The organism is Actinomadura sp. NPDC000929 (assembly GCF_040492065.1).
GTDB lineage: Bacteria > Actinomycetota > Actinomycetes > Streptosporangiales > Streptosporangiaceae > Spirillospora > Spirillospora verrucosospora.
The window spans coordinates 13,011-36,775 of sequence record NZ_JBEUPA010000003.1 but is presented as its reverse complement, the minus strand read 5'-3'; the positions used below and the strand labels follow the sequence as shown (position 1 = coordinate 36,775).

Sequence of the window (23,765 nt, the reverse complement as noted above, 5' to 3'; positions counted from 1 at the left end):
TCAGCGTGCTCCTTGGACGGTGTAGCGCCGTTGCTCGACCGGCACGACGCGGTCGACGTAGATGCCGGGCGTGACCACCGTCTCCGGGTCGATGTCGCCGGCGGGGACGACGCCGGACACCTGCGCGATCGTGGTGGTCGCGGCCGTCGCCATGACGGGGCCGAAGTTCCGGGCCGTCTTCCGGTAGACGAGGTTGCCCATCGTGTCGGCGCGGTGGGCGCTGATCAGCGCCACGTCGCCCTTGATCGGGTACTCCAGGACGTGGACGCGCCCGTCGATGGTCCGGGTCTCCTTGCCCTCGGCGAGGGGGGTGCCGACGCCGGTCGGGCAGTAGAAGGCGCCGATGCCCGCCCCGGCCGCGCGCATCCGTTCGGCGAGGTTGCCCTGCGGCACGACCTCCAGCTCGATCTTCCCGGCCCGGTACAGCCCGTCGAAGACGTGGGAGTCGCTCTGCCGGGGGAAGGAGCAGATCACCTTGCGCACCCGCCCGGCCTTGAGCAGGGCGGCGAGCCCGACGTCGCCGTTGCCGGCGTTGTTGGACACGATGGTGAGGTCCCCCGCGCCCTGCCGGATCAGGCCGTCGACAAGGTCGAAGGGCATTCCCGCGAAGCCGAAGCCGCCGACCAGGACGGTGCTGCCGTCCTCGATCCCGCGGACGGCCTCGTCGACGCTTTCGAGGATCTCCGTCCGGCTCATGCCCCGGCCCCCGCGCCGCGCAGGTCCGTGTTCTCCAGGACGACGGCGAGCCCCTGCCCGACGCCGATGCAGATCGCGGCGACGCCCCAGCGCTCGCGGCGTTCGCGGAGCACCTTCGCGAGCGTGCCGAGGACGCGGGCGCCGCTGGCGCCGAGCGGGTGGCCGATCGCTATCGCGCCGCCCCGGGTGTTGACGATCTCCGGATCGACGCCCCAGGCCTCGACGCAGACGAGGGACTGCACGGCGAAGGCCTCGTTGAGCTCGACCGCGCCGACCCGGTCCCAGCCGATCCCGGCCCGGGCCAGGGCGCGGTCGGCGGCCTCGACCGGGGCGTAGCCGAAGTCCTGCGGGTCGAGCGCGAACGCGCCGCGCCCGGCGATGCGGCAGAGGGGGTCGAGGCCGATCAGGTCGGCGGCGGCGGCCGAGCCGAGCAGCAGGGCGGCGGCGCCGTCGCTCAGCGGCGAGGCGTTGCCGGCGGTGATGGTGCCGTCCGCGCGGAAGCTCGGCCTGAGCCCGGCCAGTTTCTCCAGAGAGGTGTCGGCGCGGACGCCCTCGTCGCGCTCCAGTTCCCCCGCGGGCACGACGAGGTCGTCGTAGAAGCCCTCGTTCCAGGCGGCCGCCGCGAGCCGGTGGGAGCGCAGCGCGAACGCGTCCTGGCGCTCCCGGCTGACGGCGTGCTTCTCCCGGAGCGATTCGTTGGCCTCGCCGAGCGAGACGGTCCACTCCCTCGGCATGCGCGGGTTCACCAGCCGCCAGCCGAGCGTGGTCGACACGGCGGCGAGGTCTCCGGGCGGGAACCCTCGGGCCGGCTTCGGCAGCACCCACGGCGCCCGGGTCATCGACTCGACTCCGCCGGCCACCACCACGTCGGCGTCCCCCACCTCGATCGTTCGGGAGGCGCTCATCGCGGCGTCGAGGCTGGAGCCGCACAGCCGGTTGACGGTGGTGCCCGGCACGCTCGTCGGCAGCCCGGCGAGCAGCGCCGCCATCCTGCCGACGTTGCGGTTCTCCTCGCCCGCACCGTTCGCGTTACCCCAGACGACCTCCCCGACCGCGGCCGCGTCCAGCCGGGGCGCCCTGGCCAGCAGCGCGCTGATCACGTCTGCAGCGAGGTCGTCCGGCCGGACGCCCGCCAGGGCGCCGTTGAACCGTCCGAACGGTGTCCGGACGGCGGAGTACAGATAGGAGCTCATGGCGTCGAGGCTAAGCGGCCTCCCTTGATATAGTGAAGTATCAATATTCGCGCTTATTGAGACGTGAGCGGTATGGATCTCCGTCACCTCCGGTACTTCGTCGCCGTCGCCGAAGAACTCCACTTCGGACGCGCCGCCGAGCGGCTCAACATGGCGCAGCCGCCGCTGTCGCAGGCGATCCGCCGGCTGGAGGGCGACCTCGGCGTGGAGCTGCTGCACCGGACCACCCGCCGGGTCGAGCTCACCGACGCGGGCCGCGGCTACCTGGCGCGGGCCCGGAAGATCCTCGGTGAGGTGGCCGAGGCCGCGCACGAGGCCCGCCGGGTCGCGGCCGGCGCGGTCGGCCATCTCGCGATCGGCTGCGTCGGGTCGGCCACCTACAGCCTGCTGCCCGCGCTCTCCCGCGGGCTCTCCCTGGAGTTGCCCGGCGTCGACTTCTCCTTCCGCGGCGAGATGCTGGTCCCCGACCAGGTCGCGGCACTGCGGACCGGCGCGATCGACCTGGCGCTGCTGCGGCCGCCGATCGCCGATCTCTCGCTCACGGTCCTGCCGCTGCGCCGGGACCGGCTGGTCGTCGCCGTCCCCGCCGATCACCCCCTGGCGGCCCTTCGGGAGACGGGGGTCGCCGACATGGCGGGCGCCGACCTGATCGTGCACTCCGCGGACCGCCGTTCGGTGATGTACGACGTGGTGCTCGGCCTCTTCCGCGACGCGGGCGTCGAGCCCCGGATCCGCCACGAGGTCGGCGAGACCTCCACTCTGATCACGCTCGTCGCGGGCGGTCTCGGCGTGGCGGTCGTGCCCGAGCCGGTGACGGCCCTGGCCCTCGACGGCGTCGTCTTCCGCCCGCTGGCACGGCCCGCCGTGCACGTCGACCTCGCGCTCGCGCACCGGACCGACCGCACGGAACCCCACCTGTCCCGAGCCGTCTCCGTCATCCGCCGCATCGTCTGACCGACCCCGGGCGACCGCCGCCTGCGGCCGCTTCGGAGCCGGTGGCGCACGTTCTGGACGACTTCCGGGCGCCGGCCGCTCGTGGTCGCGGCCGCAGGCCGGCCTCTAGTCGGTGTCGCGGGCGTGGTCGGCCAAGGCCTGGTTCATCTCGAGTTCGTGTTCCTCAAGGTTCCACTTGTCTGCTTGGGATGCCTGGTTGGTGACCCAATAGATCATGGTGCCGTCGCGCAGGATCCGGCTGTAGCTGGCGAAGGACCAGTCGTTGCCGCCGTTGTGCCAGGCGACCCGGCCGTCCTTGGTGTGCAGGACGCCCCAGCCGTATCCGTAGGCGGCCTCGGTGCCGGGGATCCGTGCGTGGGGCTCGAACATCTTGGCCTTGGCGGCGGCGCTGAGGATCGTGTCGCCGAGCAGCGCGCGGTGCCACTTGAACATGTCGCGGCCGGTGGACAACATGCCGCCGTTGCCGCGCAGATACCAGTACGGTCCGTCGGAGGCCCAGGGGTGGTCGGACGGACGGCCCTGGCTCACCCCGTTCTCGTCGTACTCGACGGCCACCTCTGCGCGGGAGAATTTCGGCAGCACATAGCCCGTGTGGGTCATCCCCGCCGGCGCGAACAGGTGCGTTGCCAAGAACCGCTCGTAGCTGGTGCCTGACACCTTCTCGACGATGGCGGCGAGCACGCTGAAGCCCGTGTTCGAGTAGTGGAATTCCGCGCCGGGGCGGGAGACCAGCGTGGACTTCAGTGCCTTGCTCAGCATCTCGTCGCGGGAGACGCGTTCGTAGTCGTCACCAAGCCCCTCGGCCAGCCCGGCCGTGTGCGACAGCAGGTGGTGCAGGGTGATGCCGCGCTTGTCCGCTGGCACCGGGCCGAGGATCGTGCTGATCCGGTCGGTCGTCCGGAGCTTCCCCATCGTCTCCAGCTTCATGATCGCGGCCGCGGTGAACTGCTTGGTGATCGACATGACGTCGTACACGGTGTCGCAGGTGGCCGGGGTCCCAGCCGCGCGGTCCGCCAGGCCGAAGCCCTTGCAGTGCGCGAGCTCCGCGCCGCGGGCGGCGACCACCGTGCCGCCCGGTCCTTCGGGCAGCGTGCGGTCGAGGTAACGGGCGATCGAACGGTCGACGGGTTCGGCCGCGCTCCGGGCGGCCCTCGGCGCGCCCATGGCGTCGCCGCCGCAGCCCGCCACGGCCAGCGTGGTCGTGAGCGCCAGGGCGAAGGGGAGCGTATTGATCCGTTGCATGCGTCCTCCAGGGCGGTGTGGTGCGGGGGATGCGCCAGAGGCTGGCCGCGGCGGGCCGCGGTGATCAAGAGGTCGTGCCGTGCGAGCTTGTGCGAGACGCTGTGCGGCCTGGTCAGGCTGGGGCATAGTGGGGCGATCAACGAGCATCGGGGTGAGATCGTGAGCGCACCGCCACCGTCACCGGACGTGGCCACCGACGAGGCCGAGTTCGTCGCTGCGATGCGCCGGCTCAAGGCCTGGTCGGGCCTCAGCTACCGGCAACTGGAGCGTCGGGCCGCCGAGGCCGGGCGCGTGCTGCCCTACTCGACCGCGTCCACCGCGCTCGGCCGCAAGACCCTGCCCCGCGAGGAGCTGCTGGTCGCCTTCGTCCTGGCGTGCGGGCTCGACGATGAAGAGGTGGCGTCCTGGGTGGCCGTAAGGAAGCGCATCGCGGTCGGCGAACGGGTCAGTGTGCCCGAGCCGAGGGCGGTCCGAAGGCCGCGGTGGCGACCCGCGATCGGCTGGGCCGCTGTGATGCTGAGCCTGGCGCTCGCCGGCGGCACCACGCTCTCCATGAAGGCCAGCGAAGAGGTCGAGGCCGTCCAGGTCACCGTGGGCCGGTGATCCTGGCGGGGCGTTGAGCATGGAACTGGGCGGGCTCTGAGTCGGCTGGACTCTCGGCCCGGGCCTTGCTCTCCGCCGCAGGGGTAGTCAGTGGACGGCGTCGGCGAGACGTGTGGTCGCGGCGGCACGGCCCGCTTCGAAGGCCGCATGCAGCAAGGCGCCGTCGGACTCCAGGCGGCTGATGCGAGGTGAGTCTTCCGGAGGGCGGATCGACAGCACGGCGGGCCCGGCATGGTCCTGGTCGGCGTCGTGCTCGGCGAGCAGCAGGTCGGCCTCGGCGAGTCGGGCGTCCCGGGTGAGGAAGGTGGCCTTCAGCTCGGCCGTGTAGCGGCGCAGCCCGACGTCGGCGACCAGCCGGGAGCTGAACGAGGGGGCCGGGCGTTCCGGTGCCCGGTCGCTCAGTCTGCGCGAGCGGAGCACCAGCACGTGGGTCGCCCCGTTTCGCAGTGCCTGGCGGAAGGGGATCGCCTCGGCGACGCCGGCGTCGTAGTAGAGCCCGGGGCCGACGGAGACCGGCCGTCCGGAGAGCAGGGGCAGTGCCGCGCTGGCTCGCAGCGCCAGCCGTAGCGCGCGCTCGTCGACAAGGGCGCTGTGCAGGTCCACCGGTCCGCCGGTGATGACGTCGGTGGCCAGGGGATGGAACTCGATGGGACTGGCCAGCACCGAGGCGTAGTCGAGCGGGAACCGGCGGATGTAGACCTCTTCGACGAGCTGCTCGACGTCCACGATCGGACGGCCCCGCAGGAGGTTGCGCTTGCGGATCAGGGTCCGGGCGAAGACCGGGTCGGTCCAGCCGCGCACTCCCTCGGGGGTGGAGCTGAGGAGCCAGGCCGCCGAGATCGCGCCCGCTGACGAGCCGTAGACCGCGTCGAACAGCGGCAGAAGCCCGAGCTCGTGGATCGCCAGTGCCATGCCCGCCGAGACGGTGCCGCGCATCCCGCCGCCTTCGATGGCCAGCGCCACGCGGTGCCCGTCGTCGCGGGCACCCGGCCGGCTGCCCGCGATGGCCCGCTCGGCAAGGACCGGCAGAAGCCGGTGCCGGGTCTCCACGCCCACGTCTCCTCCTCCGTGTGGGTGCCCGTGCTCGGGCGTCCCCAACGAAGCCCATTGTGCCGTTCCCGCGCATCGGCTCCCATGCGGGAGGACGCACCCGTCTGGCCAGGACGCGGCCTACCGCTGGGCTGCCTGTTGTCCGGGCCTGGGGTCGGCCGCTGACACGACCCACCACAGTGCGGCCAGCGCCACCGCCTGCACGCTCAGCACGACCGGTACCAGCGCGGCATGCGCGTGCCCGGCGAGGGCGCCGAGCCCTGCTCCGCCGGCGAGCCAGGCGATGCCGTAGACCGCGGCGAAGGCTCCGTAGGCGGTCGGGCGGCGCGCGGCCGGGACGAGATCGGCGACCGCCGCCCGCATCGTCGATTCCTGTACTCCCATCGCCGCGCCCCACAGCACCGCGCCTGCCAGCACCGGAAGCAGCGAACCGGAGAACGCCAGCGCGGTCCCGGCGCCGGCCAGCACCGGCAACGCCACCAGGACGCGCAGGCCCCACCGGTCGAACAACCGGCCCGTCGCCAGTGCCGCCACCGCGTCGGTCGCCATCGCCCCGGCGTACACCAACGGCACCGCCTGCGGACTCACCAGATGCGCCTGCACCAGGTGGAACCCGATGAGCCCGAACGTGGCGAAGCCCGCCATCGTGACCGCCGAGAACACCGCGTAGCGCCAGAAGACCTGGCCCAGTCCCGCCAGTGGCGAGACGCCCCGCAGCGCCACGGAGCCCCTCGCCGGAGCCGGGGCGGGCACGCGTCCCACACCTTCCTCATAGGCCTGCGGGTCGGGGACGCGGCGGGCGAGCCAGACGAGAACGACCAGGATCGCGAGGCCGGGCACCGCCAGGATCCCGAAGCCGAGGGCGTACCCGTGCAGGGCGACGGCCGCGGCGACCAGCAGCGGTCCCGCGAACGCGCCTGCCTGGTCCAGCGCTTCGTGCACCGCGAACGCCGTCCCGCGGCCCATCGGGCTGCCGGCATGGGAGAGCAGCGTGTCCTTGGCCGGGCTGCGCGTCGCCTTGCCCACCCGTTCGGCCACCACGAGCGCGCACGCCCCGGCCAGCCCGACCGGCAGCGCCAGCGCGGGCACCGCCACGACCGTCAGGCCGTACCCGGCGATCGTCCAGGCCCAGTACCGGCCCGACCGTTCCGCCGCCGGGCCGCTCACCAGCCGGAGAACCAGGCCCGCCGCCTCGCCGGCACCCGTCACCACCCCCACCAGGACGGCGCCGGCGCCGAGCGACCCCAGGAACGGACCGGTGATCGATCGAGCCCCCTCGTAGACGACGTCCGCCAGGAGACTGACCACACCGAAGACCACGACGAACCGCCACGGCGACAGCGCCGGAGCCGATCCAGGAGTGGGCGGCTCGGCTCCGGTCCCCGAATCGGGGTGCTCGGAAGCGCTGTCGCCAGCCATGGGCTCTCCCACCGGGCATGCACGAAGGACACCAGGTAGGGACTGTTGGCGGCGCCCCGCAGCGGCACCGCGGTTCGGGTACGGCGAGCCCCACCGCCGCAGACGTCCTTCTCCGAAGTGAAGCGGAGTCTTAGGACCGACCGTAACGACACGCGCTCCAGCATGGCAAGGCACCCGCATCGACCCAGGCGTGCAGCGTCGAGCGCCACGCGCGCGGTCCGCTGCGCGGGGTCAGGGTCGGTGGATCCGCTGGTAGTGGGCCTTGACCTTGGCCCGGTTGCCGCAGCCGCTCATCGAGCACCAGCGGCGTCGGCCGCTGCGTGAGGCGTCAAGGAACCACAACACGCAGCCGGTTCCCTCGCAGTGCCGCAGTCGTCCAGGGGGCGCCGTCCTGAGCAGGTCGAGGTAGGCCCTCGCGGCCAGCCAGGCGGGCCGCCACGCCTCACAGTCCAGTTCCAGGCGCTCGCTCGGAACCCCGTCTTCGAGGTGAAGCCGCAGCCTGCCGTGCGCGAGGACGGTGTTGACCTGGTCATCGGCTCCTTCGTCCAGAGACAGGCGGATGGCCGCCCGGGCTGCCCGCAGTGGTTCTGCGCAGCGCTGGGGGTCGTCGACCTCCAAGCCGTGTTCCTGGAGCCACTCGGCAAGGCCGATGGGGTCGGCCAGTTCGTCGTGCACCACTCCGTCGGCCGGCCATCGCGTGTTGACCAGGTCCAGCGGCAACGGCTCGCCGGTCAGAGGTCTGCGCGCCATGGCGTCATTCTAACCGTCTATAGTCGGTTGACAAGTTAGATTTCCCATGACACCTTCCTAACCGCTACAGGGCGCTTAGGTGGTTAGGGGAAGTGGATGCGGCGAGATCGCGTGGCACGTGCGGCGCTGACGGCGCAGGCGGTGTCGTTCGGCTTGAACTTCTCGGCGGGTGTCTTCTTCGCGCCGGCGTCCGCCTCCTACGGGCTGTCCGCCGCGACGCCGGCGATCGCGGCCGGGATCGCCATCGCGCTGACCGGCCTGGCGCAGCCCTTGGTGGGCGTGCTGCTGGACCGGGTGGGAGCGAGGCTGGTGCTGCTGACCGGACTGACTCTGATCTCCAGCGGCTACGTGGCCTTGGCGGCCGTCCAGCAGGCCTGGCAGTTCGTCGCCGCCTACGTGGTCCTCGGCGGCCTGGGCTTCGCGGCCTCGTCCAGCCTGGCCGTCACCACGCTGATCGGCCACCGGTACGGTGACCGGGCCGGTCCGGCCCTGGCCCGCGCCTCGGTGGGCGTCAACGTCGGCCAACTGCTCGCCCCCTGGGCGGCGACCCTGCTCCTGGAGCCGGTCGGTGTACGGGGGACGTACCTGGCGCTCGGCCTCACCGGCCTGGTGGTCACCGCCGCGCTGGCGACGATCCTGCCCCGGGATGACCGCGGGGGGAACGCTCCCGCACCGGCCACCGGCGCTCTGCGAGGCAGGGGCCGCGTGCTGACGTCCTTCGCCCTGCACTCGGCGTCGCTGTACATGCTGGTCCTGCTGCTGCCCAAGTACGCCACCGAGCTGGGCTGGTCGGCCGCGCACGCGGGACGGCTGATCACCCTCAGCGCTCTCACCGCGGGGCTCACCTCACTGGCCACCGCCCGGCTGCTGCACCGGTTCGGCCCCGAGCCGCTGCTGCGCACGCTGCACCTGGTCCGCGCCGTGGCGCTGTTGCTGGCGGCCACCGCCACCGAGCCGGCCGTCCTCGTCGCGGTGGCGGTGCTCTTCGGCACGGCCTCCTTCACCGTGATCCCGCTGACGATGACGCTGCTGACCCGCGGCCTCGACCGGCCCGGCTCGGCCGGGCGCTGGCCCCGGCATGGCTGATCCACCAACTTTCGGCCGGTGCCGCGCTGGCCTTGGCCGCCGCCGTCCACGCCCTGTCCGGCAGCTACCGGGCCGCCTTCGCCCTCGGCGTCCTGCTCAGCCTCACCGCCGCGGCGCTGGTCGCGCCCGCGGCCCGCGAACCCGTGGCGACCGCCACGCGATCCCGATGAACACCGCGAAAGGACACAACGCGATGACCACCCGGCACCACACCGTTAAGATCCAGGGCCTGGACGTCTTCTACCGGGAGGCAGGCGACCCGGCCGACCCCACGCTGGTGCTGCTGCACGGCTTTCCCACCAGCTCGGCGATGTTCCGCGACCTTCTCCGCGACCTCGCCGGCGACTACCACCTGATCGCACCCGACCACATCGGCTTCGGCCAGTCGGCGATGCCCGCGGTCGACGAGTTCGACTACGGCTTCGAGAAGCTCACCGAGATCACTCTGGAGCTGCTGGACAAGCTGGGCCTGGACCGCTTCGCCCTCTACATCCAGGACTACGGCGCACCGATCGGCCTGCGCATCGCCAGCCGGAACCCGGAACGCGTCACCGCGATCATCAGCCAGAGCGGCAACGCCTACATGGAGGGCTTCACCCCCTTCTGGGACGTCCTGTTCGCGCACGCCAAGGACCGCTCGCCCAACGAACCCGCCGTCCGTGGACTGCTGGAGCCCGACGCCACCAAGTGGCAGTACACGCACGGCGTGCCCGCCGACCGGGCGGACCGGCTGTCCCCCGACACCTGGACCCTCGACCAGGCCTACCTCGACCGTCCCGGCAACAAGGAGATCCAACTCCAGCTGTTCTGGGACTACCAGTTCAACCTCGACGGCTACCCGGCCTTCCAGGAGTACTTCCGCACCCACCGCCCGCCGGTCCTGGTCACCTGGGGCGGCAACGATGAGATCTTCGGCCCCGATGGCGCCCGCGCCTTCGCCCGGGACCTGCCGGACGCCGAGATCCACATCCTCGATGCCGGACATTTCGCGCTGGAGACCCACGGGCCCGAGATCGCCGCCCACATCCGCGACTTCCTCAGCCGCACCCTGCGCTGATGCGGGCGCCGACGATCCGAGCCACCTGATCCGCCGGTGCTGGCGGGGGCCGCCCCTGGGAGGGGAGGGGCGGCCCCCGTTCAGGCCCGTTCCGTTCGCCGGCCTTAGGAGATGTTGAAGTTGGGACGCAGCACCGCTGTGGCGGTCGTGCGGACTCCCGACTCCACGAGGGGGCCCTGGTTTCCCCCGATCGTGCTCAGCCTGCCCTGGCCGAGGTTGCGGACCACGATGTTGATGTGAGCGTTGTCGCCGTAGATGGCCAGGTCCCCTGGTCGTGCCTCACTGACGGGGAGGGCTCGTCCTGCGGCCCGCCATTGCCAGACGCCCGCCCACCGGTGGGCCGGTGTCCCCGTCGGGCTGTTCCAGTACGCCTTCGTGGCGCCGGCTTTGTCGATCACCCAGCTCACGAAGTCGGCGCACCAGGGCTCACCGTTGTACTGGTTGTACTGGTTGAGGTTGTTGTCGCGGCCGCCTCTGTCTCCCGTCCCGATCAGTGACGTGGCCACGCTGATGACCCGGGCGGCGGATCCGTCACCGCCCTGGTACACCGGTGTCGACGGGGAGAGCGGGGTGCCGGACAGGCTCTTGCCGGCACTGTCGAACGGCGGGATGACGCCGCCGAAGAACCAGGCGTAGTCGACGGCGACCTTCTGCAGGGGCAGGGCCACGCTCTCGGACGTGCCGAGCCGCGACCAGGCGTCACTGTCCTGCGAGCCGACCGGCACGCTGATCTCCTTCAGCGGGCGTGGCGCCAGCCGCGGGATCACCAGGCCGTCCCGGCCGGACACCGGATCGGCCCGCCGGTTGGCCTCCTCCCTGGCCTGGTAGAAATTGGCCAGGCCCTTGAGATTGGCGGCGTCCACGCCGCCGGACAGGTCCGTGGCGATCCGGGAGAGCGTGGCGCTGTACCCCGCCGACCAGGAGCCGACCACGCAGGCCTTGTCGTCGATCGGATCAGGGATCCCGTATGTCGTCTCAAGAGCCTGCAGTTTCGGCTCCCAAGTCGTGTGCAGCGATGGGGCGTCCGGCGGGTCCTGCAGCGTGGCGAAGGCCGCCGAGTGCGGAGCCATCGCCGTGAGGAACCGTCTCATCACCGTGGTGCACGCCTCCGACGCGGTGTAGTCCTCCTGCGCGGGCCCGACCCTGGAGAAGAGCCCGAGGTCGTTGCTCATCGCGATGCTGATCTTCTGCCAGCCGCCGACCATCGGCTGGAAGACGCCGAGGTCGTGCGGGCGCTCCTTGGGCGGGACCTTCTCGACGGACAGCACCAGATCGGCGGCGCCGGCGATGTCGCCGTCCACGTCGCACCGGTTCTCGATGTGGGCCTCCTCCGCCTCCTTCTTGGTCATCGGGAAGACGCCCTGGCGATCGTCCTTGGAGTTGTCGCACTCGTCGGTCTTCCAGTGCCCGGCCCCGTAGCTGACCGACAGGGCCTCGTTGACGAGGATCCCCGTGGCGGTGGCCCGGTCGGTCTCGACGGTGTAGCCGAAGACGCCCTTCTGGTCGTAGGAGCCGCCGCTGACCAGATAGAGGTCCTGGAGGCGCGTGGCCTCGCAGCGCCAGATCGAAATGATCTTGAAGCTGACCGGCCACGGCCTGCTCGGGTCGTCCGGCGGGGGGACCGCGCACGGAGCGCCGGGGTCGGGGCTGCGGTCCATGAAGATCCCGGAGGTCTCGATGACCTTGCTCCAGTACCTGCGGGCGCCGGCCTGGTCCTTCCCGTCGCCGTCGGCCTTCCAGCGGGGGCTCTTCGGGTCGCGGTGCACCTTCTCCGCCGCCTTGACCAGCTCGAAGGCGACGAAGTACGAGGACTGGCACGGGTTCTGCGGATCGAGACCGTGCATCCGCATCTGGCCCGACGCCGCGGGGGTCAGCAGGTACGGACCGGAGCCCTGATCGTCCTTGCCGCCGATGTCGGGGTCCGGATCGGCGACGTCGCAGCCGCCCGCGTGCAGGCCCGTTGCCGCGGTCTCCGACGACCCGGCGCCCGCCCGGAACGCGGCGTCCTGGACCCCGGGCCCGCCGGGCGCGACGAGGAACGAGGCGGGCTGGACTCCGCCCGGGCCGGCTCCGGCCGGGTGGTCCCGTGCCGCGGCCCGCATCTTCGACATCACGCCGTCCGCGTACTTCCAGGCCGTCGGGTTGAAATCACACGCCCCCGGACACTGGTGCCATTTCTCCGGGGAGTCCCCCCAGCTGCCGGTGAAGTGCTCGACCGCGACCTGCTGCCACTTGTGGAACCTGTTCCAATTGGTGAGGACGTCCCTTTTGGCCCGGCGGTCCTGCACGCTCGGCGGTGCTTGGCACGCCCTCCGGTAGCCCGCGTAGTTGTTCCAGGTGCTGGTGATGTACTGGTAGGCGCCGCAGGCGCTGCTCTTCTTCGTCCCGGCGTTCTTGGTGTAGTCGCCGCCCGATTCCTGCATGCGCAGCGCCCAGAGGAACCAGCCGAGCTGGTGGCTGAGATCCCCGTCCGGCGGCGCGACGTGATCGTCGTCGGTGCCCGGCACGGTGGCGGCCGAGCCGGCCCCGGTGACCCCCTGGACGGGACCCGGCCCGGCGCCGACGGTGTTGCTGACGTTCGTGTTCGTGCCCCCGTCGGCGGAGCCGTCCCCGCCGGGGACCTCCTTCGCCTCGCGCCCCGGATCGCGATCGATGTTGTCGTACGGGCTGTAGCGGGCGAAGTCGGTCTGCGCCTTGGCCAGACCCGCCAGAATGGTCCAGGGCACTTCGGAGTAGTCCTGCGCGCTGCCCGACGTCTGCTCCGACGCCTGCTTCAGGATCTGCTGCCAGCCTCCGGGAAAGTACGCGGCGACCTTTTCGTCCGAGGCCGCCTCCGGCTGCGACTCCGGGTCGTCGTCGACGTCGACGCCCAGAATCATTGCGGCGATCAGCACGATGCACAGGAACGGGACGAGGACCGGCAGCCCGACGCCCAGCAGCACCTTGAGCTTCCCGTGCTGATTCTCCTTATCCGACCCCGTACCGCTGGCCTTCTCCTTCTTGTTGTCGCCCTTGGTGTACTTGGCCTGGAAACCCTTCCAGAACGACTCCGGCACGAACCGCCCGGCGGCAGACCCCTTGAGCCTCCGCATCACCAACCAGCGGCCGAGCCTGTTGCTCATGACCCTGTCGAAGACCCCGGGCGCGTACCGGTCGAGGTAGCGGCCGAGAGCGAAGTTGGCGCCCTGGCCCGCGCCATGGGCGATCTTCTCGCCCGTGGAATCGCCTTCCGGCATCGACAGGCCGTACCTGCCCGCGACCTCCTCGGCGGCGTTCTTCGCGGCGTTCCTGGCGGCGCTCTTGGCGGCGTCTGCCACCGCCTTCTTGACCCCGCCCGGGGACGTGTCGTCGTTTCCGGGCGCATGATCTGAAGCATGGGGGCCCGCGGCCGGGCTGCCCGCACGCTGCCCGGTGAGCGGGTTGGCCGTAGACGGGACCTTGACCGGCCCCCCGAGCAACCCGGCGTCGCCGTAGGGGGCTCGGCCCCGCCCGTCCGCACCCCGATCGCTTCGCGACTGCTCGGCGAGGATGTCCTGGACGTTCTCCGGCCTCAGGGCCGCCGCGGCGATGCGGGGGTCCGACTCCAGCGCGGATGCTTCCTCCGGCGTGAGCTCGGCCAGATCGTCCAGAGGCGCGCCCTCTGCCACCGGCCGCAATTCCTCCGCCGCCCCGGGCCGAGGTAAGTCCGACGAAGGCTCACCGTCGTCCGGGGGCTGAGGTACTGATTCCCAGTTAGACCACAGGTTGGCCTTGTCATCCATCCAGGGCATTCCCCGTTACCTCGGTCCCGCTGCCTTGCTCAGCTCTAAAGTGGTCCCCGGCACAAAAGCTGCTCGGATACCACCGTCCGTCAGGTCGCGGCGGGCGCAAGCCGGATATCGGACTGCGGGCCTGCAAGCCGCGACCATTCCCGGACCCTGTCAGGGCAGCATCATCCATGACGCTGCTGATCAGCGCGACGGAATTTGAATTGGCCTTCTCGCCGCCGGGTCGCCGACCTCCCGCGGTCCGACCATTCAGGTCGTCGGAGTGGTTCCCGGCTGCGGCCCTTCGATGAGCTCGGCGAAGCGCGGGAAATGCTCGTCCGGAAGGGGGCCGCCCACGGTCAGGCCGAGCTGGTCGGTGACGGGGTGCGCCGGTTCGGCCGCCAAGGTCAGGTCAGCGTCCACGTAGATGATGACGTGGGCGATTCGAGGGTCGCCGGTGAAGTTGGGTGTGGCGCTGTGGGCGAGGCGAGAGTTGTGGAATGTGCAGTCGCCCGCGCGCAGGGGAACCGTGACGCGCCGTTCCCACAGCAGTTCGGGCGCCACGGCGAACATGTCGGCATGGTCGGACAGATCCTGTGGCCGCAGGCCGTCCAGGTACTGGGAGCCCGGGATGAACGTCATGCAGCCGCGGTCGACCGGAACGTCCACCAGCGCCACCCAGGCCGAGAGCGCATGCCGTGAACCGGCGTGCGGCCAGTACGGCTGGTCCTGGTGGAACTCTGTCGCGGCCCCGTTCCTGGGCTCTTTGATCAGCAGCTGGTCGTGCCACAGCCGCAGCGGGATCCCCGCCAGCCGGGCGGCGATGGCCGCCAGGTCGGGGTTGAGGGTGAGCTCGCGCAGCGTCTCGTCGTGACGCCACAGCTGGAGCAGTTGCGTGAAGATCGTCCCGTTGTGGTGGTCCCGGACGGTGGTGCGGGCCGCCATCGCGGCTTCGGCGAACCTGCCCGCGTCGGCCCGGGAGATCACTCCGGGCAGGTGGACGAAACCGTCACGGCGATACGCTGACACGGTGTCCTCGGAGAGGTCGTCCGGAGTGGTGCGGGTTTCGGCACCGGCTGCTGCCATGGCTGTCTTCCTTGCCTTCTGGGGGTTGGCGTCTCGACAACTGTCGCCGCCGCCTCCGCCGGGCGGCTAGCACGAGAGCCCGACAGGCATAGCACGATCTTGACGAGCGTCCATCGAGGGGAGGTCCGGTGCATCGCGTACGGCATGCGGAGGTGTTTCCGCCGGGTCGGCCGCCCATCGCCGCCGAGCGGTTCGAGCTGCGGAGCGACACCGCCTCTCACAGCCATGACTTCATCGAGCTCGCCGTCGTCACCGGTGGCACCGCCACGCACGTCTCGGCCGCGGGCGAGCAGCCTCTCGTCCGCGGCGCGGTGACGATGCTCCGTCCGGGTGACTGGCACGGCTACCGCGACTGCGACCGCCTGACCGTCTACAACCTGTATGTCAGCCCGGAGGCCTTTCGACACGAGCTGGCCTGGATGCGCGCCGCCCCGCACATCGGCCGCTCATTGCACGTCGCCGGCCGATCCGGCCGCCCTACCGGTCACCCGTTGCGGCTGGACCCCACGGCGCTGCGAGTGGTCGAAACCGGCCTGGCGGAAACCGCGGGCGAGCCCGGTTCCGATCCGGCCCTTCGTCCCGGCCCGGTCTACGCGGTGTGGGTCGGGATCCTGCTCTGCCTTCTGGGCGGGGTAGAGGCACATGGCTCCACGGACGCCACCGGCGAACGAACCGACCACGTCCACCCCGCTGTACTGGCCGCAGTGCAGTCCTTGGAGAGCGATATCGAGCGGGCGTGGAACCTGGACGAGCTCGCCTCCACGGTGAACTTGTCGCCTCCCTACCTGACTCGTATGTTCACAGCGCATCTCGGAGTTCCGCCCATGACCTATCTGGGCAGGCTGCGAGCGGAGCGCGCGGCGGCGCTCCTCATCGAGACCGACCTGTCCGTGGCAGCGATCGGAAGGCTCGTCGGCTGGCACGATCCGAACTACGCGAGCCGCCGGTTCCGGCACTTCTTCGCCCTCAGCCCGGCCGCGTACCGCAGCCGGTTCCGTCCCGGTGGGTAACAGACGATGTTCTGAACGTTGCGCCACCCCCTGGTCACCGCGATGCTCGCCACGACGATGCACCGGATGTCCGGCGGCCGGTTCGCGCTCGGCCTGGAGCGGGGCTTCGACATGCTCTTCGACGTGATGGGCCTGAGCCGCGTCACAGAGGCCCAGCTCGACGACTTCATCGGCATCATGCGCCGGTTGTGGCGGGGAGAGGCGGTCGTCGGGCACGACGGTCCCGCCGGAAGCCATCCGTACCTCAGCCAGGACCCCGCGTTCCGCGAAGACATCCCGATCATGCTCGTGGCGATGGGCGAGCGCACGCTGGAGTTCGCCGGCAGGGTCGCCGACGGGGTCGTCCTGCACACCTTCTTCACCGACCGGACCCTGGCCCGTGCGGTCTCCTCGATCCGCCGGGGCGCCGCGGCGGCGGGCCGCGACCCCGCTTCGGTGCGGGTGTGGTCGGTCCTGGCCACGGTGGGCGACCATCTGGACGAGGAGGCCCGCCTGCGCAAGCTGGTCGGCCGCCTGGCCACCTACCTGCAGGGTTACGGGGACCTGCTGGTCCGGGTCAACGAGTGGGATCCGGCCGACCTGGCCCGTTTCCGCGCCGACGACCTGGTCGACGGCTACCCCGATGCCTTCGACGCGCTCGCCACGCCGGACGAACTCCGCCACCTCGCCGGCTGCTCCCCGAGCACTGGCTGGAGGCGGCGGCGACCGGCTCTCCCGATCGGTGCGCGCGACGCGTCCTCGCCCAGTTCGACGCCGGCGCCGACAGCGTGGTCCTGCACGGCGCCACCCCCGCCGAGCTGGCCCCGATCATCGACGCCTACCGGGCGGTGCGACCCGCCGACCGGTTCGAGGGACTGCCCCACAACCCAGGCCGCGCCCGTGCGGGGCAGCCGTGACCGGCGGCGGGCCCGGCGTCGCCGCGGTCGACTGGCAGACCCTCACCGTCGGCCTGCCCGCCCGCGCTCTGGTCGCCGCTTACCACCGCGCTCTGGCCGGCCACGGCGTGACCGGTTACTCCCTTGAGCAGTGCTGGGACGACTACGCCTTCGCCCTTACCGGTGCCACAGCACGGTCTGGGTGCCGTACGGTACCTCCGACTGGCTGACTGCCGGCCCGCTGAACGAGGTCATGCCGTTCAGCGGGCGTCTCGAACCGCGCGACCGGAGGAGCCGATGCTGGGATGACGGCAGAGCGACCGATGCCCACACAGGACGACGTGCTCGGCTACTTCGACACGCTGTCGAACTGGGGACGGTGGGGCGACGACGACGAGCTCGGCACTCTGAACCACATCACCGACGACGTCCGGCTGGCGGCGGCGCGGGCCGTGCGCCACGGCAGGAGCGTGTCGTGCGCATGGGAGGTCGCCGTACCGGAGGACATGGAGCGGTCGACGACGACGTGCCCGTGCGCCGCCGACATGCCCGGTGCCGAGAACATGCCGGCGCCCTTCCATAAGGACCGGAGCTGGGGCTTCTCGTCCGAGCGGCTCGGCATCACGTTCCACGGCAACACCCTCACCCACGTCGACTCACCGTGCCACATCTTCTGGAACGGCACGATGTACAACGGGCGGTCACACTCGCTGGTCGACGCCGCGACGGGATCGGGGTGGGCGGCCGTCACGGCGGCGGCGAACGGGATCATCACGCGTGGCGTCCTGCTGGACATCGCGGCGGTCCGCGGCGTGCCGTGGCTGGAACCGGGGGACGGGGTGTTTCCCGAGGACCTGGAGGAGGCCGAGCGGCGCCAGGGGGTGCGGGTGCGATCCGGCGATGCGGTTCTCCTGCGCACCGGCTACGGCCGCGTCCGGCACGAGGCCGGTCAGGCCGGTGGATTCAAGCAGGCCGGCTGGCACGCGTCCTGCCTGCCCTGGCTGCATGAACGGGAGGTCGCGCTGATCGGCGCCGACACCCCTCAGGACGTCCAGCCGTCGGGGTACGAGGACGTGCTGATGCCCGTTCACGCGGTGAGTCTCGTCGCGATGGGTCTGTGGCTGGTCGACAACTGCGATCTGGAGGCGTGCGCGGCGACGGCTGCCGAGCTCGGCCAGTGGGACTTCCAACTGGCCGTCGCGCCGGTCCGCTTCGCCGGGACGTCCGGCAGCCCGGTCAACCCGATCGCCACGTTCTGACCTCGGGACTCGCAGGCGATCCCACCCCGGTAAATGCGTTGCGGCGTCCGGAACGGGCGTGCATGCTGGGGCGATCGAGCGGCGACGAACGCTGCCTGGACTAAGGAGGGCTGACGAATGGCCGTCACTGTGCTGCGGCATGTCCGCATCAGTCCCTTCTTGTTCAGGAGCGCATCCGTTGTCTTCCGAGTACGAAACCTCTGATACCTACTCCGACCTTCGCTCCCGCTCGTCCGGTCTCGCCGGTGACGAGCCCCCGCCCGGTCCGGCCGGCGCCTTCGAGTTCGAGTTCCACTCGGTCGACGAGGAGCTGGGCCCGGATCAGCGGTGGTCCACCTGGCTGGACGTCGAGCGCGGCTCACGCGGCCCGGAACCGCGCCCCTCGTGGGTCGTCACGGAACAGGCTGCGATCGATACGGAGCTCGGCATCCTCAAAACCGGCAAGGAAGCCGACGTCTTCCTGCTCGAGCGGGCTGTCGAAGCCATCGGCGACAACCCGGCGAAGTCCTCGCTGCTGGCCGCGAAACGGTACCGGACCGAGGAACACCGGTCCTTCCACCGCAGCACGTCGTACGTCGAAGGCCGCCGTACCCGCAACAGCCGTGACCGGCGGGCGATGGCGAAGAAGACCTCGCACGGGCGCAGTGTCGCGGCCGGCCAGTGGGCGCACGCCGAATGGGGCGCCCTCAACCAGCTGTGGGAGGCCGGCGTCCCGGTGCCTTATCCCGTGCAGGTGGACGGCACCGAACTGCTGATGGAGTTCATCGACGACGGTGAGGGCGGCGCCGCGCCCCGGCTCGCCCAGGTCCGCCCCTCGAAAGAGCTGCTCGGCGTGTACTTCGAGCAGCTCCGCGACGGAATGCGTGAACTGGCCCGCGCCGGGCTCGCGCACGGCGACCTCTCGCCTTACAACGTCCTCGCCCAGGCCGAGCGGATCGTGATGATCGACCTGCCCCAGGTCGTCGACGTCGTCGGCAACCCGAAAGGCATGGACTTCCTGATGCGCGACTGCCACAACATGGCCACGTGGTTCACGAACCGCGGGCTCGAAATCGACGAACAGGAACTGTTCGCCGACCTGCTCGCGATGGTGTTCTGATCGCCTTCAGCCGGCCTCCCGGCCCGAGGTGCCACCCCGGGCCGGGAGCCGGCCGGCCGGATGATCCGCCGGGTGCGGTGTGGATCAGCTGGACGCGGGAGCCACGTACTTGTAGCAGGTGAGCCACGTGGTGTCGATGTCCACCGAGGCTCCGGCCGCTGCGTAGGCGCCGGCGAGCGCGCTCTCGTTCTGGAGGATCCAGTCGGCCGACTCGGGGAAGTCGGCGTTGACGGTCTTGACCAGCTTGCCGTCGAGGTAGAACCGCAGCGAGCCCGGCACGATCTCCGTCGAGTAGGTGTGCCACGAGGTCCACGCGGTGCCGGGCGCCACGTCGGCGCTGGACTCCTTGAAGCCGTGCGTGAAGACGCTCACGGGGTCGCTGGAGAAGTTCCCGCCCGCCTCCGGATAGTCCACCTCGTTCGGCGTGTAGCGCAGGTGGGCCATCTTGAAGCCGGGGGTGCGGGTGCGGACGACGAACCGTTCGGTGAACTTCCCGTACCGCAGGTTCATGCACTTCCGGGGAACCACGGCGGCCACGGAGTTGACGGAACCGTTGGAGGTCATGTGGACCCGCATCTGGCCGTCACCGTTGGACGCCGTGTAGACGCTCACGGCCTTCTCCGGCCGGTAGTACCCGCCGAACGTCCGGCCGCCGTTCCCGTCCGCCCCGCTCGTGGCGGTGTCCGGCCAGCCCGAAGGGTAGGCGCCCAGCGTGTCGTAGTAATGCGGATAGTTCGTCTTCAGCCCGGCGCAGCGGAAGTCTCCGTCACCGGCGCACGAGTTGAACGCGCCCGCGGGCACGTCACCGCCGTTGAAGTTCTCCGCGTAGAGCTGGACGAAAGGACCGCAGTCGCCGGAGGGTGTGTTGTTGTTCGTCACCGCACAGGCGTCCTGGGAAGGGAATGTGTCGGCGGCCGAGGAGACTCCGGGAGCGAGTGGCACACATACGAAAGCCGTCGCCAGTACGGCGACGGCCCTTCGCGCCATCAGAGTGGGGGTCATCCGGCACACTATATAAGTCGGATGATCAAGCGTCTCGGGTCTTTCCCGAGAAGTATCCGCCAATTAGGCCCGCGACGGCATCGCGCGAATCGACCGAGCCGCCGGAGCCTGGAGCCGGCGTCTCCATTGCCAGCTCAGAACCTTTCGGGAGGCCATCACCGGCCCGAATCCTTGACGGGACGAAGCTCTGGGCGGCGCGCGGCCTGGCGTGGTGGGCGCGGGTCGGTCAGTGCGGGTTGAAGCTGCCGTAGGCGCCGCGGTGGAACAGCAGCGGCGTCTCCTCGTCGCCCGCCTGCAGGTGCGTGACCCGGCCGACGACGATGTGGTGGTCCCCGGCGTCGTGCAGTTGCTCGGTGACGCAGTCGATCCAGGCGACCGCGCCGTCGATGATCGGATTTCCGGCGGGGGACGGGCGCCAGCCGATGTCGTGGAACTTGTCCGTCTTGCGGACGGCCACGGCGCGGCAGACGTCCTCCTGGCCGGCGGCCAGCACGTTCACGCAGAACCGCTCGCCCGACGCGCGCAGTGCGCGCCATGAGCTGGAGCCCTTGTCGGGGAGGAAGGCCACCAGCGGCGGGTCGAGCGAGACGGAGGTGAACGAGCCGACCGTCATGCCGATGGGGGCGCCGGCCGGGTCGAGGGCGGTCACCACGACGACGCCGGTCGGGTAGTGGCCGAGCACGTGGCGGAAGCGGTCGGGTTCGATGACCGGGGCGCCGGTGCCGTGGGCGGTGAGGGCCATGGCGGGAACTCCTCCCTGTAGCGATCGCTACAGAGACTGCCATGCGAACCCCCGGTGTGACAACCGCCCGTTTCCGCCGGGTCGCTCCGCCGGGGGTCCGCCGCCCCGGTCAGCCCGCGTCCGCGACCGCCTGCTCGACGATCGCCACGATGATCGCGATGAAGTCGTCCGGATCCCCGGCCGCGTCGATCTGGTGGGCGAGGAAGAGGCCGTCGGTCGAGGCCACCACGATGCGGGCCAGGTCCATCGCCAGCTCGGGGCGGCGCGCCCGTAGCTCGGTGCTGAACTGGGAGGTGAACCAGGCCGCGATGCTGCTCGCGACCGCGTCGCGCGTGGCCAGGAAGTACCGGCGCGCCTCGGGCTCGACCTCGCGGGACTCCAGCAGGAGCATGTGGCCGATGCGCAGGAAGTCGGGGGCGCCGGGCAGGCCGCGCGTCGAGCGCGCCAGGATGTCGCGCAGCCCCTCGCCCAGCGACCGCTCGTCGCGCGGATCGCGCTCCCAGCGCGGCTCGGCGGCGATCCACTGCTCGAAGCTGTGCCGCACGACCTCCGCGAGCAGGTGGTCCTTGTCCCGGAAGAACCAGTACACCGAGCTGGCCGGCAGGCCGGAGCGCTTGGTGACCTTGGAGATCGTGGTGCCCTCGTAGCCGCACTCCGCGGCGATCTCGGCGGCGGCCGTGAGGATGCGGACGCGGGACATCTCCCGGTCGTCGGCGGGGCCGGGGGAGGCGGGGGGAACGGTGCTCACGCCGCCTCGCCCAGCCACGCGACGGCCTGCGCGTAGGCGCCGGCGGCGATCAGGTCGACCATGCGCTCCAGGTTCCAGCCCCGCTCCGAGCGGACGCCGACGTACAGCCCGTCCATGACCGCGAGGTGGAAGCGGGCCATCCGGTCGGCGACGTCCCGCCCGCGCTCCGGGTCTCCGGCGGGCAGCACCTGCTCCCACCAGCTCCGGATGGCGGCGCGGGTCTCGTCGCGGACCTCGATGTAGCGTCGCCGCGCGGCCGGCTCCTTCGGGCGGTTCGCCAGGCCCAGCATGAGGCCGAGCCGCCAGAACTCCGGCCGGTCGGCGATGGCGCGCGAGGCCCGCTGGAGCCGGTCGCGGACCTCCTCCGCGGGGTCGCCGATCCGGACGCGCTCCTGCCAGGTGGGGGCGGTCTCCCGCCAGCGCCGGTAGCTGAACTCCAGGGTCTCGGCGAGCAGCTGGTCCTTGTTGCGGAAGTGCCAGTAGACGGAGCTCGGCGGCAGCCCGGTGGCCTCCGTCACCAGGCCGATCGAGGTGCCGTCGTAGCCGCGCTCGGCGGCGATGGCGAGGGTCGCCTCCAGGATCCGCAGCCTCGACTCCTCACCTTGCTGGTGGCGTCGTGCCGTCTTGCGCATCTGCACCTTGCTCCTCTGACCTTCGGAAACTGCGCCCCGGCAGGGGGTTGTGTCGACCATCACATCATGGGTACGGTCGCCACGCGTCCCTGTAGTGATCGCTCCAGTCCGTGTAGCGATCAGTACGGATTCATTGTGGCGCGTACGCCTGCGTGGCGACGCATCGGCGTCGGCCGGCGGAACGGAGAGACACCATGCCCACCCCTCGCAGCGATCTCGGCCGCCGACGGCTGATCGCCCCCGTCCTGGCGGCCCTGACGGCGGCCGCGACCCTCGCCGCCTGCGGGTCCGGCGACACCGGCGTCAGCGCCGCCGACGCCAGGACCCAGGCCGCCGACCTCGTCAAGGTCCTCAAGCTCCAGGACGGCGCCGCGCTCGGCGGCGACGTCACCTTCAAGCTCGGCGCGACGCTCACCCTGTCCGGTCCGTCCGCCGCCAACGGCGAGTCCATGCGCAACGCCATCGAACTGGCCGCCAAGCAGATCAAGGCGGCCGGCGGGCCCACGATCGAGCCGAGCGTCAAGGACATCAAGGGCCCCGACCCCGTCGCCGCCAAGCAGGCCGCGTCCGAGCTGGCGGGCGAGCGCGTCGCGGCGAAGATCAGCTCGATGGGGGACGGCCTCGGCGCGATGCTCGCCGACACCGACAAGAACAAGATCCTCACCCTCGACGGCGTCGGCGGCGCCCAGGTCTTCACCCGGGGCACGAAGTACTTCTACGGCACCCGCGAGGTCGCGCCGTCCGACGCGGTCCCCGGCGCCCTGGAGTGGTTCAAGCGGACCCGTCCCGAGACGCGGACGGTCGGGCTCGCCGGGGTCGACCTCGGCGCGCAGAACGCCGCCATCAAGGCCGACCTGACGAAGAAGTTCGCCGCCGCCGGCCTGACCTTCAACGGCCTGTGGGAGACCGTCGCACCGACCTCCCAGGACTTCGCGAGCATGATCTCCAAGATCAAGAAGAACCCGCCGGACCTGCTCTGGGTGGCCTTCAGCGGCGCGTCGCCCGGCGCCTTCGCCGCCCAGGCCAAGAGCGCAGGCCTCAAGAGCCGGCTCGTCGGCATCGAGTTCACGCAGGAGGCCGTCAAGGCGTCCAAGGGCGTGCTCGACTCCGACGGCTTCACGTTCGCCATGGACTACTTCGACGCGTCGGCGCCGGCCAACCCGCTGGCCAGGCTCTTCGCCGACTCCTACCGGAAGGCCTACGGGCAGCCGGCGGACTTCTACGCCGCCAACGCCTACGAGGAGACGCTGATGGTCTGGGACCTCATCCGCCGCGTCAAGGCGGCCGGCGGCGACCCCGCCGACAGCGCCCAGCTCAAGGCCGCGCTGGAGAAGGAGCCGGTGTTCGCCTCCGTCTACGGCGGCGACGCCGCCACCGTCGGCACCCTCAAGATCGACCTCGCGACGCACGGCGTCGCGAGCCGCCCCATGGGGGTGTTCCAGTACAAGGACGGCAAGGTCGAGACGCTCGCCACCTACAACGTCGGCGGCCAGGAGTTCCGCCTCGCCGACTGACC

General features: G+C 71.1%; 22 protein-coding genes. 10 read left to right on the top strand and 12 right to left on the bottom strand.

The genetic code is table 11. The annotated features are described in order from the left end of the window. Both ABWI04_RS01720 and ABWI04_RS01715 read right to left on the bottom strand, forming a co-directional pair. A complete protein-coding gene (locus ABWI04_RS01720) occupies window positions 1–696 on the bottom strand; it encodes a 3-oxoacid CoA-transferase subunit A (RefSeq protein WP_353831133.1) in 696 nt (231 codons plus the stop codon). Beyond that, window positions 693–1,889, bottom strand: a complete 1,197-nt coding sequence (locus ABWI04_RS01715) for a thiolase family protein (protein WP_353831132.1) — start codon at window positions 1,887–1,889, stop codon at window positions 693–695. Before ABWI04_RS01715 ends, ABWI04_RS01720 begins: the two co-directional genes overlap by 4 nt. Window positions 1,890–1,961: 72 nt before the next feature. Here ABWI04_RS01715 and ABWI04_RS01710 point away from each other — a divergent pair, with 72 nt between their 5' ends. After that, the gene (locus ABWI04_RS01710) at window positions 1,962–2,843 is read left to right on the top strand and encodes a LysR substrate-binding domain-containing protein (protein ID WP_353831131.1); all 882 of its coding nucleotides are present in this window, start codon (window positions 1,962–1,964) and stop codon (window positions 2,841–2,843) included. A 105-nt stretch (window positions 2,844–2,948) separates the two neighbouring features. On the opposite strand, the gene ABWI04_RS01705 is transcribed toward ABWI04_RS01710, so the two are convergent. Further along, window positions 2,949–4,085 (bottom strand): serine hydrolase domain-containing protein, encoded by a 1,137-nt coding sequence (locus ABWI04_RS01705; protein ID WP_353831130.1) that lies wholly within the window; start codon window positions 4,083–4,085, stop codon window positions 2,949–2,951. 159 nt (window positions 4,086–4,244) lie between these two features. Here ABWI04_RS01705 and ABWI04_RS01700 point away from each other — a divergent pair, with 159 nt between their 5' ends. Next, on the top strand, window positions 4,245–4,688 hold the full coding sequence (locus ABWI04_RS01700) for a hypothetical protein (protein WP_353831129.1): 444 nt from the start codon (window positions 4,245–4,247) through the stop codon (window positions 4,686–4,688). An 87-nt stretch (window positions 4,689–4,775) separates the two neighbouring features. On the opposite strand, the gene ABWI04_RS01695 is transcribed toward ABWI04_RS01700, so the two are convergent. The 3 genes from ABWI04_RS01695 to ABWI04_RS01685 all read right to left on the bottom strand — a co-directional run bounded on the left by ABWI04_RS01695 (window position 4,776) and on the right by ABWI04_RS01685 (window position 7,907). Next, complete coding sequence (locus ABWI04_RS01695) at window positions 4,776–5,744, bottom strand: patatin-like phospholipase family protein (RefSeq protein ID WP_353831128.1); 969 nt, start codon at window positions 5,742–5,744, stop codon at window positions 4,776–4,778. Window positions 5,745–5,858: 114 nt separating this feature from the next. After that, entirely contained in the window at window positions 5,859–7,157 is a 1,299-nt protein-coding gene (locus tag ABWI04_RS01690) for an MFS transporter (protein ID WP_353831127.1), read from the bottom strand. Window positions 7,158–7,388: 231 nt separating this feature from the next. Beyond that, on the bottom strand, window positions 7,389–7,907 hold the full coding sequence (locus ABWI04_RS01685) for a CGNR zinc finger domain-containing protein (RefSeq protein WP_353831126.1): 519 nt from the start codon (window positions 7,905–7,907) through the stop codon (window positions 7,389–7,391). 111 nt (window positions 7,908–8,018) lie between these two features. Between ABWI04_RS01685 and ABWI04_RS01680 the strand changes: the two genes are divergently transcribed. Genes ABWI04_RS01680 through ABWI04_RS01670 form a run of 3 tightly spaced genes read left to right on the top strand, consistent with a single transcriptional unit; the run spans window position 8,019 to window position 10,050 of the window. Further along, window positions 8,019–8,993, top strand: a complete 975-nt coding sequence (locus ABWI04_RS01680) for an MFS transporter (protein WP_353831125.1) — start codon at window positions 8,019–8,021, stop codon at window positions 8,991–8,993. Between the two features lie 32 nt (window positions 8,994–9,025). Beyond that, the gene (locus ABWI04_RS01675) at window positions 9,026–9,163 is read left to right on the top strand and encodes a hypothetical protein (RefSeq protein ID WP_353831124.1); all 138 of its coding nucleotides are present in this window, start codon (window positions 9,026–9,028) and stop codon (window positions 9,161–9,163) included. Window positions 9,164–9,186: 23 nt separating this feature from the next. Continuing rightward, on the top strand, window positions 9,187–10,050 hold the full coding sequence (locus ABWI04_RS01670) for an alpha/beta fold hydrolase (protein ID WP_353831123.1): 864 nt from the start codon (window positions 9,187–9,189) through the stop codon (window positions 10,048–10,050). 104 nt (window positions 10,051–10,154) lie between these two features. Here ABWI04_RS01670 and ABWI04_RS01665 read toward each other — a convergent pair whose 3' ends face one another. Beyond that, a complete protein-coding gene (locus ABWI04_RS01665; RefSeq protein ID WP_353831122.1) occupies window positions 10,155–13,697 on the bottom strand; it encodes a CHAP domain-containing protein in 3,543 nt (1,180 codons plus the stop codon). A 369-nt stretch (window positions 13,698–14,066) separates the two neighbouring features. Further along, window positions 14,067–14,882, bottom strand: coding sequence for a phytanoyl-CoA dioxygenase family protein (locus tag ABWI04_RS01660; protein ID WP_353831121.1), 816 nt, complete (start codon window positions 14,880–14,882; stop codon window positions 14,067–14,069). Between the two features lie 128 nt (window positions 14,883–15,010). Here ABWI04_RS01660 and ABWI04_RS01655 point away from each other — a divergent pair, with 128 nt between their 5' ends. The 4 genes from ABWI04_RS01655 to ABWI04_RS01640 all read left to right on the top strand — a co-directional run bounded on the left by ABWI04_RS01655 (window position 15,011) and on the right by ABWI04_RS01640 (window position 19,125). Further along, window positions 15,011–15,892, top strand: a complete 882-nt coding sequence (locus tag ABWI04_RS01655; RefSeq protein WP_353831120.1) for a helix-turn-helix domain-containing protein — start codon at window positions 15,011–15,013, stop codon at window positions 15,890–15,892. Window positions 15,893–15,910: 18 nt separating this feature from the next. Next, window positions 15,911–16,915, top strand: coding sequence for a TIGR03857 family LLM class F420-dependent oxidoreductase (locus ABWI04_RS01650; RefSeq protein WP_353831119.1), 1,005 nt, complete (start codon window positions 15,911–15,913; stop codon window positions 16,913–16,915). Window positions 16,916–17,072: 157 nt separating this feature from the next. Then, window positions 17,073–18,026: a cyclase family protein gene (locus ABWI04_RS01645; RefSeq protein ID WP_353831118.1), complete on the top strand. Its 954-nt coding sequence runs from the start codon at window positions 17,073–17,075 to the stop codon at window positions 18,024–18,026. 178 nt (window positions 18,027–18,204) lie between these two features. Then, window positions 18,205–19,125 carry a serine protein kinase RIO gene (locus ABWI04_RS01640; protein ID WP_353831117.1) on the top strand — a complete coding sequence of 307 codons (921 nt, stop codon included), beginning with the start codon at window positions 18,205–18,207 and terminating at the stop codon, window positions 19,123–19,125. Between the two features lie 84 nt (window positions 19,126–19,209). On the opposite strand, the gene ABWI04_RS01635 is transcribed toward ABWI04_RS01640, so the two are convergent. The 4 genes from ABWI04_RS01635 to ABWI04_RS01620 all read right to left on the bottom strand — a co-directional run bounded on the left by ABWI04_RS01635 (window position 19,210) and on the right by ABWI04_RS01620 (window position 22,249). Then, window positions 19,210–20,004 (bottom strand): family 16 glycosylhydrolase, encoded by a 795-nt coding sequence (locus ABWI04_RS01635; protein WP_345173766.1) that lies wholly within the window; start codon window positions 20,002–20,004, stop codon window positions 19,210–19,212. Window positions 20,005–20,353: 349 nt separating this feature from the next. Next, window positions 20,354–20,869: a flavin reductase family protein gene (locus ABWI04_RS01630; RefSeq protein WP_345173763.1), complete on the bottom strand. Its 516-nt coding sequence runs from the start codon at window positions 20,867–20,869 to the stop codon at window positions 20,354–20,356. Between the two features lie 109 nt (window positions 20,870–20,978). Further along, complete coding sequence (locus ABWI04_RS01625) at window positions 20,979–21,617, bottom strand: TetR/AcrR family transcriptional regulator (protein WP_345173760.1); 639 nt, start codon at window positions 21,615–21,617, stop codon at window positions 20,979–20,981. Beyond that, on the bottom strand, window positions 21,614–22,249 hold the full coding sequence (locus ABWI04_RS01620) for a TetR/AcrR family transcriptional regulator (protein ID WP_345174184.1): 636 nt from the start codon (window positions 22,247–22,249) through the stop codon (window positions 21,614–21,616). Before ABWI04_RS01620 ends, ABWI04_RS01625 begins: the two co-directional genes overlap by 4 nt. A gap of 194 nt (window positions 22,250–22,443) precedes the next feature. Between ABWI04_RS01620 and ABWI04_RS01615 the strand changes: the two genes are divergently transcribed. Next, on the top strand, window positions 22,444–23,763 hold the full coding sequence (locus tag ABWI04_RS01615) for an ABC transporter substrate-binding protein (protein ID WP_353831116.1): 1,320 nt from the start codon (window positions 22,444–22,446) through the stop codon (window positions 23,761–23,763). Window positions 23,764–23,765 lie beyond the last annotated feature (2 nt).